We start from the raw sequence: 13,614 nt of genomic DNA on the forward strand, positions 1-13,614 counted from the left end.
CCTGAGTGAATTTCGTCAACGAAAAACCTTGGGTGCTTCTTGGCGAACCCTTGTGGGGCAGCATCGAAACTTTGGACCTTCAGCCATAGACGCATGGTTCGCGCCGGACCCAGACCCGTTTGCCTTTTTTGTCGAATTGCAGCCTACGATTATGACACCATCCTTCGCCAGATCCGGTCTTAAGCTCACAAAAACGCGTGGCAGGTGCCATAATCGCGCCCGATTCAAACTTGAACCCCTTTCGTCAGTGGCCACCGAACAAGAACTGTCAGACTTTTTAAAAAGCGTTGAGAAGCGAGCCTTCAAGCGTTCGGTCTATCACGTTCGTGACGACGAGGCGGCTCTGGACATTGTTCAAGACAGCATGATGAAACTCGCTGAGCACTACGGTGACAAGCCAGCAGCAGAGCTGCCCATGCTGTTTCACCGCATCTTGTCCAATACCACCCTCGACTGGTTTCGACGCAACAAAACACGTCGAGCGTTGTTCAGTAATTTCAGCGATTTCGACTCAGACAAAGCCGATGGCGAATTTGATCTTTTAGAGGCTTTGGCCGTCGACAATGACAGCCAAACCACCCAAAGCGCCGAAGACAACTTCGCCAGTATCGAGAATATCCACGACATCGAAGAAGAGATACAAAATTTGCCGGCACGTCAACGGGAAGCCTTCCTGCTGCGTTATTGGGAAGATCTCGATGTTTCTGAGACTGCGGCAACCATGGGCTGCTCAGAAGGAAGCGTCAAAACACACTGCTCTCGGGCTGTTCTCGCGCTCAGCAAAGCGCTTAAATTAAAGGGAATTCAACCATGACACATACCGCAAATACCCAAGACCAGTTTGGTTTGCGCATTGCTGCCCAACTGAATTCAGCCAGCCTTGCGCTGCCCCACGACATTTCTGAGCGCCTGCGTGCTGCACGCACCCGCGCTGTGGCTGCCCGCTTAAAGCCTCAAACCCGCTTGCAAACCAGCGCTGGTATGGTTCACCAAAACGGTGCTGCCTTGTTGAACTTTGGTGGCGACGAAGGCCTGAACATTTGGAGCCGTTTGGCCTCCTTGTTGCCCCTCATTGCCTTGGTCGCAGGCTTGGCCCTGATCCAAAACATCATGGACGACGATCGTGCCAACGAATTGGCCGAAGTCGACTCAGCCTTGTTGGTGGACGATTTGCCACCTTCAGCCTATGCCGACCCCGGCTTTCTTCAGTTCTTGAAGAACCCTATTGCCACTGAAACCAAATAAATAACGGCCTCCATGCTGCTTCAACGCTCGATCACCGCCACATTCATCGCCCAACTGTTGCTGAGCGGTGCGGTGTTGTTCACTGGCGTGATGGTGGGCGCACAAACTGCGCCCGTGGTGGCGACAAAACCTGCCCCCAGCCTCCCCGGTCGTCCTTTGTGGATGGATTTGGCTGAATCACAACAACAAGCCCTTGCACCATTGGCCCAGCTGTGGCCTACGATGACCGAGCCGCACAAGCGCAAATGGTTGGCTGTTTCACAAAACTTTGGTCAACTCAGCGCTGACGAGCAAGCCACGGTTCAAGGCCGCATGCGCGAGTGGGCAGCCCTAAGCCCACAGCAGCGTACCGCTGCACGGTTGAATTACGCTGACGCCAAACAACTGTTGCAAGAAGACAAAAAGGCCAAGTGGGAGGCCTACCAAGCCCTTTCACCTGAAGCCAAGCAAAAACTTGCGGCGCAGCAAAGTCAACCGATTCAAGGTGCAGCCCCCGCCACCAAGCCCGTTTCTGCCGCCAAGCTCACCTCATCGCCTGCCGCAAGCACCAACAAACCCTTGCCGCGCATTGCAACAGACCAAGTAGCACCCACCACCTTGTTGCCAACACCGGTTACCAGCACAGCACCGGCCAGCGCCGAAAGCGCACTCGCACCCCAATGACATCGGAGTTGACTGCCCCTAGCCTGCTTCGCCGCATGGCTTGCTGGCTCTACGAAGGCCTGCTTTTGTTTGGTGTGCTCTTCATCTCGGGTTATTTGTTCAGCACCCTCAGTCAGTCGCGACACGCACTCGACAACCGCCACGGTTTGCAAGCGTTTTTGTTTCTGGTGGTCGGTATTTACTTCACTTGGTTTGGGCAAAAAGGTCAAACTTTGGCCATGAAAACTTGGCACATCCGCGTCGTTGATGTCCAAGGACAAGCACTGACTCAAAAACGTGCGTTCTTGCGTTACGTGCTGAGCTGGATTTGGTTCATTCCGCCTTTAGCCATCCTGGCGCCATTCGAACTAACCGGCGGCGAGACTACTGTGCTGTTTTTGGGCTGGGTCGCGGTGTGGGCCTTGCTGAGTCGCTTTCATCCGCAGCGACAGTTTTGGCACGACGCCTTCGCGGGTACGCGCTTAGTCAATGCGCAACCAGTCCCTGAAAAAGTCCCCACCTAAGCGCTTGTCTATGACACCCCCCGCATTTTCTGTCTGCGTCTACTGCGGCTCACGCAATGGCGCCCTGCCCGCTTATGCCGATGTGGCCCGCCAAGTTGGCACTTGGATTGGCAAACACAACGGCCAACTCGTGTACGGAGGCGGCAACAACGGATTGATGGGCATCGTGGCACAAGCGACAGCCGATGCCGGTGGCCACGTCGTGGGTATCATCCCCAAAGCGCTGCAAACCACCGAAAACACACGCACAGCCTGCACCGAGTTGCACGTGGTCGACACCATGCACGAGCGCAAGCAGATGATGGCTGAACGCGCCGATGTGTTCTTGGCCCTGCCAGGCGGCATTGGCACCTTTGAGGAGTTCTTTGAGGTGTGGACTTGGCGTCAGCTGGGCTACCACGACAAACCCATTGGCCTGCTCAACACCCAAGGTTATTACGACGGCCTATTGCAGTTTGCGCAAAACAGCGTGGGCCAAGGATTCTTGAACGATTGGCAAATGGACCTCATTCGCAGCGGCGCCGAGCCCATTGCCTTGCTGCAAGCGCTGGTGCAAGCCGCAGGCTTTGCACCCGAGCCTAAGCTGGCAGGTCTCTGAACACCCATCCAACAAAAAAAGCCGCGGCCCTCTCAGGCTGCGGCTTTTGCGATTGAAGCGCGAAACTTAAATCGTCACATCAAATCGCGGCATCGTCCAACTCACCGGTACGAATGCGCACCACACGCTCCACAGGCGTGATGAAAATTTTTCCGTCGCCAATCTTGCCCGTACGTGCGGCACGCACGATGGCGTCTACGCAGTTGTCCACATCAGCGGCCTTGACGGTCACTTCAACTTTCACCTTGGGCAAAAAGTCGACCACATACTCAGCACCACGGTACAACTCGGTATGACCCTTTTGACGACCAAAGCCCTTGACCTCGGTCACGGTCAAACCCGTCACACCACATTCGGCCAGTGCTTCGCGCACTTCTTCAAGTTTGAATGGTTTGATGATGGCGGTGATTTGCTTCATGTTCAAAGTCCTTGAGATCAATGGAAGGGCCTGTATTTAGGCGCGGAATTTATTGGTTATAGGATAACGCCAATCTTTACCAAAACTGCGGTGGGTCACGCGAATTCCCACCGGAGATTGGCGGCGTTTGTACTCGTTGATACGAATCAAACGGGTCACCTTCTCTACATCGGCACGCGCAAAGCCTGCGGCAATGATGTCATCTGAGCTTTGGTCGTTCTCCATGAAGCGCGACACGATCTCGTCCAACACCTCGTACGGTGGCAAGCTGTCTTGGTCAGTTTGATCAGGACGCAACTCAGCACTGGGCGGACGCGTGATGATGCGTTCAGGGATGGGCTCGGTACCCGTGCCGTATGGGTCGTGGGCATTGCGCCAACGCGCCAGCTTAAACACCAAGGTCTTAGCCACGTCTTTGATGACTGCAAAACCACCGGCCATGTCGCCGTAAAGCGTGCAATAGCCCGTGGCCATTTCGCTCTTGTTGCCCGTGGTCAGCACGATGGCGCCAAACTTGTTGGACAAGGCCATCAGCAGGGTGCCACGAATGCGAGCTTGGATGTTCTCTTCGGTGGTGTCGAGCTGCGTGCCTTCAAAGTCAGATTTGAGCGAGCCTAAGAAGGCTTCAAACTCCGGCACGATCGAAAGCTCGTCGTAGCGCACGCCCATGCGTTGGGCCATGTCACGCGCATCGACCCAGCTAATTTCGGCGGTGTAGGGAGACGGCATCATCACGGTGCGCACTCTGTTGGCGCCCAAAGCATCCACCGCAATGGCCAGCACCAAGGCTGAATCAATACCGCCCGACAAGCCCAGCAGCACACTAGGAAAACCATTTTTACCAATGTAGTCGCGCACGCCCAACACGAGGGCGTGCCACAGGTCAGCCTCGAGCGAGCCGTCTTTGGCGATTTCACCCGACAGACGAAGATTGACCGGAGATCGGCTTGAGGAGATTGGTGAGGTCTGCACACTCGCAACGCCCTTCCCCTGTGGCGCGTCTTCACCGCGAGCCACATCCACCACAAACGAAGCCACTTCAAAACTCGGCGCGCGAGCAGCCACAACACCATCGGCATTCAGCGCAAACGAGCGACCTTCAAACACCACCTCGTCCTGGCCGCCCACCAAATGCGCGTAAATCAAAGGCAAGCCCGTGGCTTGAACGCGGCCACGCATGGCTTGCTCGCGTTCGTCGCCTTTACCCACATGGAAAGGCGAAGCATTGATCACCGCCAGTAACTCAGCGCCTGCTGATTTGGCGTCCGCCGCAGGCGCATCAAACCAAGCGTCTTCACAAATGAGCAGGCCCACTCTTGTGCCAGCCACATCAAACACGCACGGTTTTTCGCCAGCCACGAAATAGCGGCGCTCATCAAACACTTGGTAATTGGGTAGTTCGCGCTTGGCGTAAGTGGCCACCACTTGGCCTTCACTCACCACGCTCGCCATGTTGAAGCGGCGCTGGACTGATACCGACCGTGTGCGCTGGTCACCGCCTGAAGGATGGCCCACCACCACGTGCAAACCCTTTAACCCGCTCAGAGCGGTGGACACCGTTTTCAAGGCATCATCACAGGCTTGGATGAACGAGGGGCGAAGGAACAAATCCTCGGCTGCATAACCGCACAGCGATAGCTCAGGCGTCAGCACCAAACGTGCGCCATCTTGGTACGCCGCAGTGGCGCAATCGATGATTTTCTGGGCGTTACCCGCCATGTCGCCCACCACGAAATTCAACTGAGCAACACAAATTTTGAGAGTCATGGCAGCAGGCACATCGTCCAAAGTAAAACAGGTCTAAAAAGAAAATGGATTATGTCATTCGCGTCCACGCCAGCCCGCTCGATATCCCCGCCCAAGCGTGGGACGCTTTGTTGGCCCAGCAAGACGCGCCCTCGCCCTTCATGCAGCACGCCTATCTGGCAGCCCTAAACACCAGCGGCAGCGCCACGCCCGACAAGGGCTGGACACCGCAGTTTGTGTCGCTCTGGCTCGGTGACAACTTAGCCGCCGCCTGCGGGCTTTACATCAAAGACCACTCCTACGGCGAATATGTGTTTGACTGGGCGTGGGCCAACGCCTATGCCGACCACGGCCTGAACTACTTCCCCAAAGCCACGTGCGCCGTGCCGTTTACGCCCGTGCCGGGATCGCGTTTGTTGGCCATCGACGCAACAGCGCGCCAAGCCCTACTTGAAGCCTTGGTGGATGTGGCCAAGCAGTTTCAGCTCTCATCTCTACACTTGCTTTTTACCAGCCCCGACGACCGCACCGCTTGCGATACGCTGGGTTTGATGCAGCGCCAAACCGTGCAATTCCATTGGCACAACAGCAGCCCGCAAGGCCAACACTTTGACAACTTCGAGGCTTTCCTAGCCAGCCTCTCGCAAGAGAAACGTAAAAAAATCAAACAAGAACGCCGCCGCGTGGCCGATGCGGGCGTCACGTTTCGAACCTCGGTGGGTGCGGCCATCAGCAGCAAGGACTGGGACTTTTTCTACCAGTGCTACGAACGCACCTACCTTGAGCACGGCAATGCGCCCTACCTCAGCCGCTCGTTCTTCGAGCACATGCAACACGACATGCCCCACAACTGGGTGCTTTTTGTAGCCGAGCGCGAAGGCCGCGCCATTGCAAGCAGCTTGGTGGCGGTGCAAGGCCTGGGTACGACTGAGGCCGTCGCCTATGGCCGCTACTGGGGCGCATTAGAGCGCGTGGACTGCCTGCACTTTGAAGCCTGCTACTACCAACCGCTGAGCTGGTGCATTGCCAACGGTGTGCAGCGCTTTGAAGGCGGCGCGCAAGGCGAACACAAAATGGCCCGCGCCCTCATGCCCGTAGCCACCTTTAGCGCGCATTGGCTAGCCCATCCTGCGTTTGCCGATGCGGTGGAACGATTTTTAGAGCGGGAGTCAGCGGGTGTCGACAACTACCTCGACCACTTGGCCGAGCGCAGCCCTTTTAAGCGCCAAGCGCCTCAATAAAACGTAGACGTAAAAAAGCCCGCAAAAGCGGGCTTTCGACCAACACAACCAAGAATTACTTCTTGTAGTTGGCCATGCCGTCCACGATTTCTTTGTGGGCAGAATCAATGCCTTCCCAGCCCTTGACCTTGACCCACTTGCCTTTTTCGAGGTCTTTGTAGTGCTCAAAGAAGTGGGCGATTTGTTGCAACTGCAACTCATGGATATCAGCCAATGACTTGATGTTGCTGTAACGGGCCAAGATTTTTTCAGTGGGCACAGCCAAAACTTTGCCGTCCACGCCGCCTTCGTCTTCCATCATCAAAATGCCCAACGCACGGCAAGGAACCACCACGCCTGGTGGCAATGGGAAAGGTGTCATCACCAACACGTCCACAGGGTCGCCGTCGCCAGCGATGGTTTGTGGCACATAACCGTAGTTGGTGGGGTAATGCATGGCCGTGCCCATGAAGCGGTCCACAAACAGAGCACCAGACTCTTTGTCGACTTCGTACTTCACGGGATCCGAGTTCATCGGGATTTCGATGATCACGTTGAAGGCTTCAGGAACTTTGCTACCGGGGGTGACTTTATTCAGGGACATGGTTGTCTTGTTATAAAAGTTAAAAAAGAAACACAGAGGATTAGCCCCGATTTTACTTTCATGGGGCTTGCGTCTCTGAATGCCCTTTGAAACTCTTATTCGTGGGTGCTTTTACCGGTTTCATCCATCAAACCCATGAACACGCGCAAAAAATACACCGCCATCACCAACACAGCCACGATCACCGCCAAGCTCATCAGGCCGTAATCGGTAGAAAAAAGGTCGATCCAAGCTTTCATGGGTTTACTCCTGTCAATTGCAATGCCTTCACTTTGCTCCGTTTGGGAGCCTGTCGCACTGATCTATGTCAACACTTAAGGGATTGGCCACTCAGGCAAAATCTAGCCCTATGTCAGAACGCGTGATCCCCCTTGTCGACCAACGGCTGCGAGCCCTTGCTGCCACCGTACCTAACCAACCCATTGCGGCCACAGGCCTGCTGAGCGACAGCTTGGGCCGCCCGCTGAGCGACCTGCGCATCAGCGTGACCGACCGTTGCAACTTTCGCTGCAACTACTGCATGCCCAAAGAGGTGTTCAACAAAGACTACGCCTACCTGCCCCACGGCGACTTGCTGAACTTTGAAGAAATCACGCGTCTCGCCAAGGTGTTTGTGGCCCACGGCGTGCGCAAAATTCGGCTAACCGGCGGCGAGCCGCTGTTGCGCAAGAACCTTGAAATTTTGGTGGACCAGCTGGCGAATATCCAAACGCCTGACGGCACACCGCTCGACCTGACCCTGACCACCAACGGCTCGCTCTTGGCCCGCAAAGCCAAGTCGCTCAAAGACGCGGGATTGAACCGCGTGACGGTCAGCCTAGACGGTTTGGACGACGCGGTATTTCGCGCCATGAACGATGTGGACTTTCCCGTATCCGATGTGCTGGATGGCATTGCCGCCGCCAAAGACGCGGGCTTGGGGTTGGATGCCAACGGACTGTTCACGGGCCTCAAAGTCAATATGGTGGTCAAGCGCCGAACCAACGTCGACCAAATCTTGCCCATGGCACGCCATTTCCGTGGCAGCGGCATCACGCTGCGCTTCATTGAGTACATGGATGTGGGCGCCACCAATGGCTGGTGTATGGACGACGTGCTGCCTTCTGCAGAAGTCATCCGACATATCCAACAAGAATTTACGCTAGTGGCGCTAGACGCCAGCAAGCTGGGCGAAACCGCCCAACGCTGGGGCTATGCCAATGCCTCTGGCGTGTTTGACCCCGCCTTGGGCGAAGTCGGTGTCATCAGCAGCGTGACCCAAGCCTTTTGCCGCGACTGCAACCGCGCCCGCCTCTCCACCGAAGGTAAGCTTTACCTGTGTTTGTTTGCCACACAGGGCTATGACTTGCGCAGCCTCTTGCGAAGCTCTAATTCGCCCGAAACGCAAGCCACAGACGCCGACATCGCCTCGGCGATTGGCCACATTTGGAACAAGCGCGATGACCGCTATTCAGAACTCCGTGCCTCCATGCCCGCCGACAACGCAGCTGATGGGTCACCGACTGCTCGCCGCGTCGAGATGAGCTATATAGGCGGCTAAGCCCACCCTCCCGAACAGAACCCTAGACACACCAACATGACCCACACCATTCCTCCCCAAGAAATCACCGGCCTCATCTTGGCTGGCGGTCGAGGCAGCCGCATGGGCGGCGTGGACAAAGGCTTGCAAAACTTCAACGGCATTCCGCTCGCCTTGCACACCCTCATGCGCTTGGGGCCTCAAGTGGAAAGTGTGATGGTCAACGCCAACCGCAACCTCTCAGCCTACGAATCGTTTGGCGCCTCGGTCTGGCCCGACGCCTCGGCAGACTTTGCGGGGCCCTTGTCTGGCTTTCTCGTCGGCTTAGAACGTGCCGAAACCCCCTATGTGCTGGCAGTGCCTTGCGACACGCCACGCTTGCCGCTCGACTTGGCAGAACGCTTAGCCGAAGCCTTGGTGCGCGAAGACGCAGACATCGCCATGGCCGCCGCGCCTGAAACCGATGCCCAAGGTCAAGCACATATTCGCACGCAGCCCGTGTTCTGCTTGATGAAGATTGAACTGTCTGAAAGTTTGGTCAAGTTCACCCAAGCCGGTGGCCGCAAGATTGACGCGTGGACAGCGCAGCACAAAACGGCGGTCGTGCCGTTTGACGCACCCAGCGACGACCCACTGGCCTTTGCGAACGTCAACACTTTGAACGAACTGCAAGCCCTAGAAAACGCCGCGCCATGAAAAGCATCGACGACATCGCCGCTGCACTGCAAGGCTACGACCCACAAGCGTTAAGTGTGAGTCAAGTCAATGAATTCTTGGCGCAACTCGTGCAGCCTGTATCTGCCGACGATTCGCAAGACGTGTTTTTGTTTGACGCTTTGGGCCGCGTTTTAGCGCAAGATGTGGTCTCGCCCATCAGCGTGCCCGCGCACAACAACTCGGCCATGGACGGCTTCGCGTTCGATGCCACTCAGTTGCACGCCAACCAGCCACTCACACTGCGCGTGGTGGGCACGGCGCTCGCCGGCAAAGCGTGGCAAGGCAAGGTGAATGCGGGCGAGTGCCTGAAGATCATGACGGGCGCCATCCTGCCTGACGGGCTCGACACGGTGGTGCCACAAGAGCTCTGCCAAGTGGTCAGCGCACATGATGTGACCACCGTCAACATTCCTCCCAACATTTTGAAAGCCGGCGACAACCGACGCTTGATGGGCGAAGACCTGATGCAGGGCCAACCCGCTTTGAAGGCTGGCCAACACCTCACACCCGCAGCATTGGGTTTAGTCGCCAGCCTTGGACTGCCCGATGTACGCGTGCACCGCCGCTTGCGCGTGGCTTATTTCTCCACCGGCGACGAAGTGTTGAGCTTGGGCGAAGCGCCACGCGAAGGCGCTGTGTACGACAGCAACCGCTACACCGTGTTTGGCCTACTCACGCGCATGGGCTGCGAAGTGATCGACATGGGCGTGGTGCGCGATGACCCTGCCCTTTTAGAAGTTGCTTTTGCCCAAGCTGCACAAGTAGCCGACGCCATCATCACCAGCGGTGGCGTGAGCGTAGGCGAAGCCGACTTCACCAAAGCCATGATGAAAAAGTTGGGCGATGTGGCGTTTTGGAAAATCGCCATGCGTCCAGGCCGTCCCATGGCCGTGGGCCGCATTGGCAGGTCGGTGTTGTTTGGCTTGCCTGGCAACCCCGTGGCTGTGATGGTCACCTTCCTTGCCTTTGTGCGCCCTGCGCTCTTGCGCATGATGGGAAGCACCACACAGCCTGCACCCATGTTGCGCGCCAGGAGCCTTGAGCCCCTGCGCAAAAAAGCAGGCCGCACCGAATACCAACGTGGTTTTGTCAGCAGCGCCGCCGATGGCACACTGCAAGTGCGCACCACAGGCAACCAAGGCTCAGGCGTACTGAGCTCGATGGTGCAAGGCAATGGCCTTGTCGTGCTGCATCACGCGCAAGGCAACGTGGCCGTGGGCGAAGAGGTGGATGTGATGATGTTTGAGGGCGCTATTTAAGCCAACCCATTAGGCACCCACATCCTCGTCTTCATGGCGAATGGTGATGGCGCCCGGCACTTTGTTGCGGGCCAGCAAGGTGTACATGGTGGGCACCACAAAAATGGTGAGCAAGGTGCCCAAGCTCATGCCCCCCACAATCACCCAACCAATTTGCTTGCGACTTTCAGCACCTGCGCCACTGGCCAAAGCCAACGGAATCGCGCCCAGCACCATCGCACCAGTGGTCATCAAAATCGGGCGCAAACGCAAGGTGGCCGACTGCGTGACCGCAGCAAACAATTCCATGCCCTCCTCACGCAACTGATTGGCAAACTCCACAATCAAAATGCCGTGCTTGGTGATGAGGCCCACCAAGGTGATCAAACCAATTTGGCTGAACACATTCAAAGTACCGCCACTGAACTGCAAGGCCAGCAAAGCACCCACCATCGACAAAGGCACCGACAGCATGATGACCAGCGGGTCAATGAAGCTTTCAAACTGCGCCGCCAACACCAAGAAGATGAACAACAGCGCGAGCACAAACACGATGACCAGCGAGCCTGACGACTTCACAAACTCACGTGAAGTGCCGTTGAGGTCGGTGGAGTAACCCGGCTTAAGCACCTTTTGGGCCGTGGTGTCCATGAAGGTGATGGCCTCACCCAGAGAATAGGTGGGGGCCAAATTGGCACTGATGGAGGCGCTGCGGCGTTGGCTGAAATGGTTCAGCTCGCGCGGCACCACCACCTCTTTGATCTTCACCAAAGCCGACAGCGGAATCATGGCATCGCCCTTGCCGCGCACAAACACGCGCTCAATGTCGTCTGGCGTGTCGCGGCCTGTCGGTGCGGTTTGCACAATCACGTCGTATTGGTCGCCCTCGCGCTTGTAGCGCGTGACTTGTCGGCCACCCATCATGGTCTCCACCGCGCGGGCAATTTGTTCCACGGGCACACCCATGTCAGCAGCTCGCTCACGGTCCACTTCCATGCTGATTTCGGGCTTGTTCAAACGCAAGTCAGTGTCCACGCTCACGATGCCTGGGTTCTTGGCAATTTCTTCTTGAAAACTACGCACCACTTGCGCCAAGTTTTGGTAGCTGTCCGACGTCAAGATGACAAAGTTCAGAGGACGCTCGCGAAACGCCTGACCCAGAGAAGGTGGCGTAATGGGAAACGCAGTAACACCCGGTAAACCTGCCACGGCGGGTGTCATCTCGCGGGCAATTTCGAGCGTGGTTTTCTTACGTTCTTCCCAAGGTCTGGCACGGTAAAACACGTTGCCCTGCGCCACAGTGGGGTTGCCCACCACGGTGAAGATGCGGTCAAACTCGGTGTATTTCTCGGCCATCTTTTCAATGGCCATGGTGTAGCGCGTGGTGTAGTCCATGGTGGCACCATCAGGCCCGTTGATCACGGTCAAGATCACGCCACGGTCTTCCATGGGGGCCAATTCGCTTTTGGTGGTTTTGAGCAAGGTCCACGTGCCAATACCGGCCAACACCATCACCGCCACCACCAGCCAACGACGCGACATCGTGCGGCCAAAAACCACACCCGATGACAAGGTCCACTGCAGCAATCGGCCATAGGCGTTGGACATGCGTTGCAGCTGACGCTCCATGGTGCGGTCAAACCAGCTGGGGTTGTGGTTGTGCTTGAGCATGATGGAACACATCATGGGCGTGAGCGTCAAGGCCACAAAGCCAGACACCACCACAGAGCCGGCCAAGGCCAAAGCAAATTCAGTAAACAGCTTGCCCGTGCGACCCGGCGTGAACGCCAAGGGCGCGTAAACCGCGGCCAAGGTCATGGTCATGGCCACCACGGCAAAGCCCACTTCTTTGGCGCCTTTGATCGCGGCATGAAACGGCGACATCCCGTCTTCAATGTGCCGGTAAATGTTTTCGAGCACCACGATGGCGTCATCCACCACCAAACCAATCGCCAGCACCAAGGCCAACATGGTGAGCGTGTTGACGGTGAAGCCAAACATGGCCATCAAGGCAAACGTTCCAATCAAGCACACGGGAATGGTGACCAGCGGAATGATGGACGCACGCAGCGTGCGCAAAAACACAAAAATCACCAAGGCCACCAGAATGGCAGCTTCCACAATCGTTTGGTACACCGCCTTGATGGAGCGGTCAATGAACACCGAGTTGTCGTTGGCAACTTCAATCTCCACACCCGGTGGCAAGTTCTCTTTGATCTTCGGGATCATGTTGCGCACAGCCGCGCTCAGGTCCAGCGGGTTGGCGGTGGCGTTTCGAATCACACCTAAGGTGATGGCGTCTTTGCCGTTTAGACGGGTGGCCGTGCGCTCGGCTTGCGGGCCTTGCTCGACACGCGCCACATCACTCATGCGCACCTGAATGCCGTTGACAGATTTGATGACCACGTTGCCAAACTCTCGCGGGGTTTGCAGATCGGTCGATGCCGTCACGTTGAATTCACGCAACTTACTCTCAATGCGGCCTGCAGGCACTTCCACGTTGGAGCGGCGCAGCGCATCTTCCACGTCTTGGGTGGTGAGCTTGTAGGCAGCCAAACGGTCTGGGTCCAACCAAATACGCATGGCGTATTTGCGCTCGCCATACACGCGCACATCCGACGCGCCGGGCGCAGTTTGCAGCATGGGCTTGGCAATGCGGTTGGCATAGTCGGTGAGCTGCAACACGTTCAAGGTGTCGGCGCTGAAGGACAGCCAAATCACCGGAAAGGCATCGGCCTCGACCTTGGCAATGACCGGTTCATCAATGCCTTGCGGCAATTTTTGGCGCACACGACTGACTTTGTCACGCACATCGGCAGCCGCAGAATCGGCATCGCGCGACAACACAAAGTTGACGGTGATTTGGCTTTGCTCTTGGCGGCTGATAGAGGTGATGACGTCCACACCCTCAATGCCGGAGAGCGAATCTTCGAGCACCTTGGTGACTTGCGATTCCACCACCGCGCTCGACGCGCCGGTGTACTTGGTTTCAACCGTGACCACGGGGTTGTCAATTTTGGGGTACTCGCGCACGTTCAAGCGGGTGAACGACACCACGCCCACCAACACGATGAGCAGGGACAGCACGGTGGCAAACACCGGGCGGCGAATGGATATCTCAGGCAACTGCATGTGAGTTCTTC

General features: G+C 56.8%; 14 protein-coding genes. 9 read left to right on the forward strand and 5 right to left on the reverse strand.

Annotated elements, in window-relative coordinates:
- Positions 1-247: 247 nt before the first annotated feature.
- Genes RMR24_RS08715 through RMR24_RS08735 form a run of 5 tightly spaced genes read left to right on the forward strand, consistent with a single transcriptional unit; the run spans position 248 to position 3,009 of the window.
- A complete protein-coding gene (locus RMR24_RS08715) occupies positions 248-814 on the forward strand; it encodes an RNA polymerase sigma factor (RefSeq protein ID WP_310614739.1) in 567 nt (188 codons plus the stop codon).
- A complete protein-coding gene (locus RMR24_RS08720; protein ID WP_310614688.1) occupies positions 811-1,245 on the forward strand; it encodes a DUF3619 family protein in 435 nt (144 codons plus the stop codon). The genes RMR24_RS08715 and RMR24_RS08720 overlap by 4 nt, the downstream gene beginning before the upstream one ends.
- Positions 1,246-1,257: 12 nt before the next feature.
- Positions 1,258-1,908 (forward strand): DUF3106 domain-containing protein, encoded by a 651-nt coding sequence (locus tag RMR24_RS08725; RefSeq protein ID WP_310614689.1) that lies wholly within the window; start codon positions 1,258-1,260, stop codon positions 1,906-1,908.
- Positions 1,905-2,411 (forward strand): RDD family protein, encoded by a 507-nt coding sequence (locus RMR24_RS08730; protein WP_310614690.1) that lies wholly within the window; start codon positions 1,905-1,907, stop codon positions 2,409-2,411. Before RMR24_RS08725 ends, RMR24_RS08730 begins: the two co-directional genes overlap by 4 nt.
- Positions 2,412-2,421: 10 nt before the next feature.
- On the forward strand, positions 2,422-3,009 hold the full coding sequence (locus RMR24_RS08735) for a TIGR00730 family Rossman fold protein (RefSeq protein ID WP_310614691.1): 588 nt from the start codon (positions 2,422-2,424) through the stop codon (positions 3,007-3,009).
- 79 nt (positions 3,010-3,088) lie between these two features.
- Here RMR24_RS08735 and RMR24_RS08740 read toward each other — a convergent pair whose 3' ends face one another.
- Entirely contained in the window at positions 3,089-3,427 is a 339-nt protein-coding gene (locus tag RMR24_RS08740) for a P-II family nitrogen regulator (RefSeq protein WP_310614692.1), read from the reverse strand.
- Between the two features lie 36 nt (positions 3,428-3,463).
- Positions 3,464-5,194 (reverse strand): NAD+ synthase, encoded by a 1,731-nt coding sequence (locus tag RMR24_RS08745; protein WP_310614693.1) that lies wholly within the window; start codon positions 5,192-5,194, stop codon positions 3,464-3,466.
- Between the two features lie 44 nt (positions 5,195-5,238).
- Between RMR24_RS08745 and RMR24_RS08750 the strand changes: the two genes are divergently transcribed.
- Positions 5,239-6,414, forward strand: a complete 1,176-nt coding sequence (locus tag RMR24_RS08750) for a GNAT family N-acetyltransferase (RefSeq protein ID WP_310614694.1) — start codon at positions 5,239-5,241, stop codon at positions 6,412-6,414.
- A gap of 55 nt (positions 6,415-6,469) precedes the next feature.
- Here the strand turns inward: RMR24_RS08750 and ppa are convergent, their stop codons facing one another.
- Together ppa and RMR24_RS08760 are read right to left on the reverse strand one after the other, a co-directional pair.
- Positions 6,470-6,997 carry an inorganic diphosphatase gene (ppa, locus tag RMR24_RS08755; protein WP_310614695.1) on the reverse strand — a complete coding sequence of 176 codons (528 nt, stop codon included), beginning with the start codon at positions 6,995-6,997 and terminating at the stop codon, positions 6,470-6,472.
- Between the two features lie 95 nt (positions 6,998-7,092).
- Positions 7,093-7,236 (reverse strand): DUF3149 domain-containing protein, encoded by a 144-nt coding sequence (locus RMR24_RS08760; RefSeq protein ID WP_310614696.1) that lies wholly within the window; start codon positions 7,234-7,236, stop codon positions 7,093-7,095.
- Positions 7,237-7,346: 110 nt separating this feature from the next.
- On the opposite strand from RMR24_RS08760, the gene moaA reads away from it, so the two are divergent.
- Genes moaA through glp form a run of 3 tightly spaced genes read left to right on the forward strand, consistent with a single transcriptional unit; the run spans position 7,347 to position 10,492 of the window.
- Complete coding sequence (moaA, locus tag RMR24_RS08765; RefSeq protein WP_310614697.1) at positions 7,347-8,537, forward strand: GTP 3',8-cyclase MoaA; 1,191 nt, start codon at positions 7,347-7,349, stop codon at positions 8,535-8,537.
- 36 nt (positions 8,538-8,573) lie between these two features.
- A complete protein-coding gene (gene mobA / locus RMR24_RS08770; RefSeq protein WP_310614698.1) occupies positions 8,574-9,212 on the forward strand; it encodes a molybdenum cofactor guanylyltransferase MobA in 639 nt (212 codons plus the stop codon).
- Complete coding sequence (gene glp, locus RMR24_RS08775; RefSeq protein ID WP_310614699.1) at positions 9,209-10,492, forward strand: gephyrin-like molybdotransferase Glp; 1,284 nt, start codon at positions 9,209-9,211, stop codon at positions 10,490-10,492. Before mobA ends, glp begins: the two co-directional genes overlap by 4 nt.
- Before the next feature lie 9 nt (positions 10,493-10,501).
- On the opposite strand, the gene RMR24_RS08780 is transcribed toward glp, so the two are convergent.
- Positions 10,502-13,603, reverse strand: a complete 3,102-nt coding sequence (locus RMR24_RS08780) for an efflux RND transporter permease subunit (protein ID WP_310614700.1) — start codon at positions 13,601-13,603, stop codon at positions 10,502-10,504.
- Positions 13,604-13,614: the final 11 nt, after the last annotated feature.

The organism is Limnohabitans sp. (genome assembly GCF_031539105.1).
Classification (GTDB): Bacteria; Pseudomonadota; Gammaproteobacteria; order Burkholderiales; family Burkholderiaceae_C; genus Limnohabitans.

What these genes read in the sequence shown, in the direction of transcription:
- glp (WP_310614699.1), top strand. Translation starts at nt 9,209, where the DNA reads ATGAAAAGCATCGACGACATCGCCGCTGCACTGCAAGGCTACGACCCA.
- moaA (WP_310614697.1), top strand. Translation starts at nt 7,347, where the DNA reads ATGTCAGAACGCGTGATCCCCCTTGTCGACCAACGGCTGCGAGCCCTT.
- RMR24_RS08735 (WP_310614691.1), top strand. Translation starts at nt 2,422, where the DNA reads ATGACACCCCCCGCATTTTCTGTCTGCGTCTACTGCGGCTCACGCAAT.
- RMR24_RS08730 (WP_310614690.1), top strand. Translation starts at nt 1,905, where the DNA reads ATGACATCGGAGTTGACTGCCCCTAGCCTGCTTCGCCGCATGGCTTGC.
- RMR24_RS08750 (WP_310614694.1), top strand. Translation starts at nt 5,239, where the DNA reads ATGGATTATGTCATTCGCGTCCACGCCAGCCCGCTCGATATCCCCGCC.
- RMR24_RS08745 (WP_310614693.1), bottom strand. Translation starts at nt 5,194, where the DNA reads ATGACTCTCAAAATTTGTGTTGCTCAGTTGAATTTCGTGGTGGGCGAC.
- RMR24_RS08780 (WP_310614700.1), bottom strand. Translation starts at nt 13,603, where the DNA reads ATGCAGTTGCCTGAGATATCCATTCGCCGCCCGGTGTTTGCCACCGTG.
- RMR24_RS08760 (WP_310614696.1), bottom strand. Translation starts at nt 7,236, where the DNA reads ATGAAAGCTTGGATCGACCTTTTTTCTACCGATTACGGCCTGATGAGC.
- RMR24_RS08725 (WP_310614689.1), top strand. Translation starts at nt 1,258, where the DNA reads ATGCTGCTTCAACGCTCGATCACCGCCACATTCATCGCCCAACTGTTG.
- RMR24_RS08720 (WP_310614688.1), top strand. Translation starts at nt 811, where the DNA reads ATGACACATACCGCAAATACCCAAGACCAGTTTGGTTTGCGCATTGCT.
- mobA (WP_310614698.1), top strand. Translation starts at nt 8,574, where the DNA reads ATGACCCACACCATTCCTCCCCAAGAAATCACCGGCCTCATCTTGGCT.
- RMR24_RS08740 (WP_310614692.1), bottom strand. Translation starts at nt 3,427, where the DNA reads ATGAAGCAAATCACCGCCATCATCAAACCATTCAAACTTGAAGAAGTG.
- ppa (WP_310614695.1), bottom strand. Translation starts at nt 6,997, where the DNA reads ATGTCCCTGAATAAAGTCACCCCCGGTAGCAAAGTTCCTGAAGCCTTC.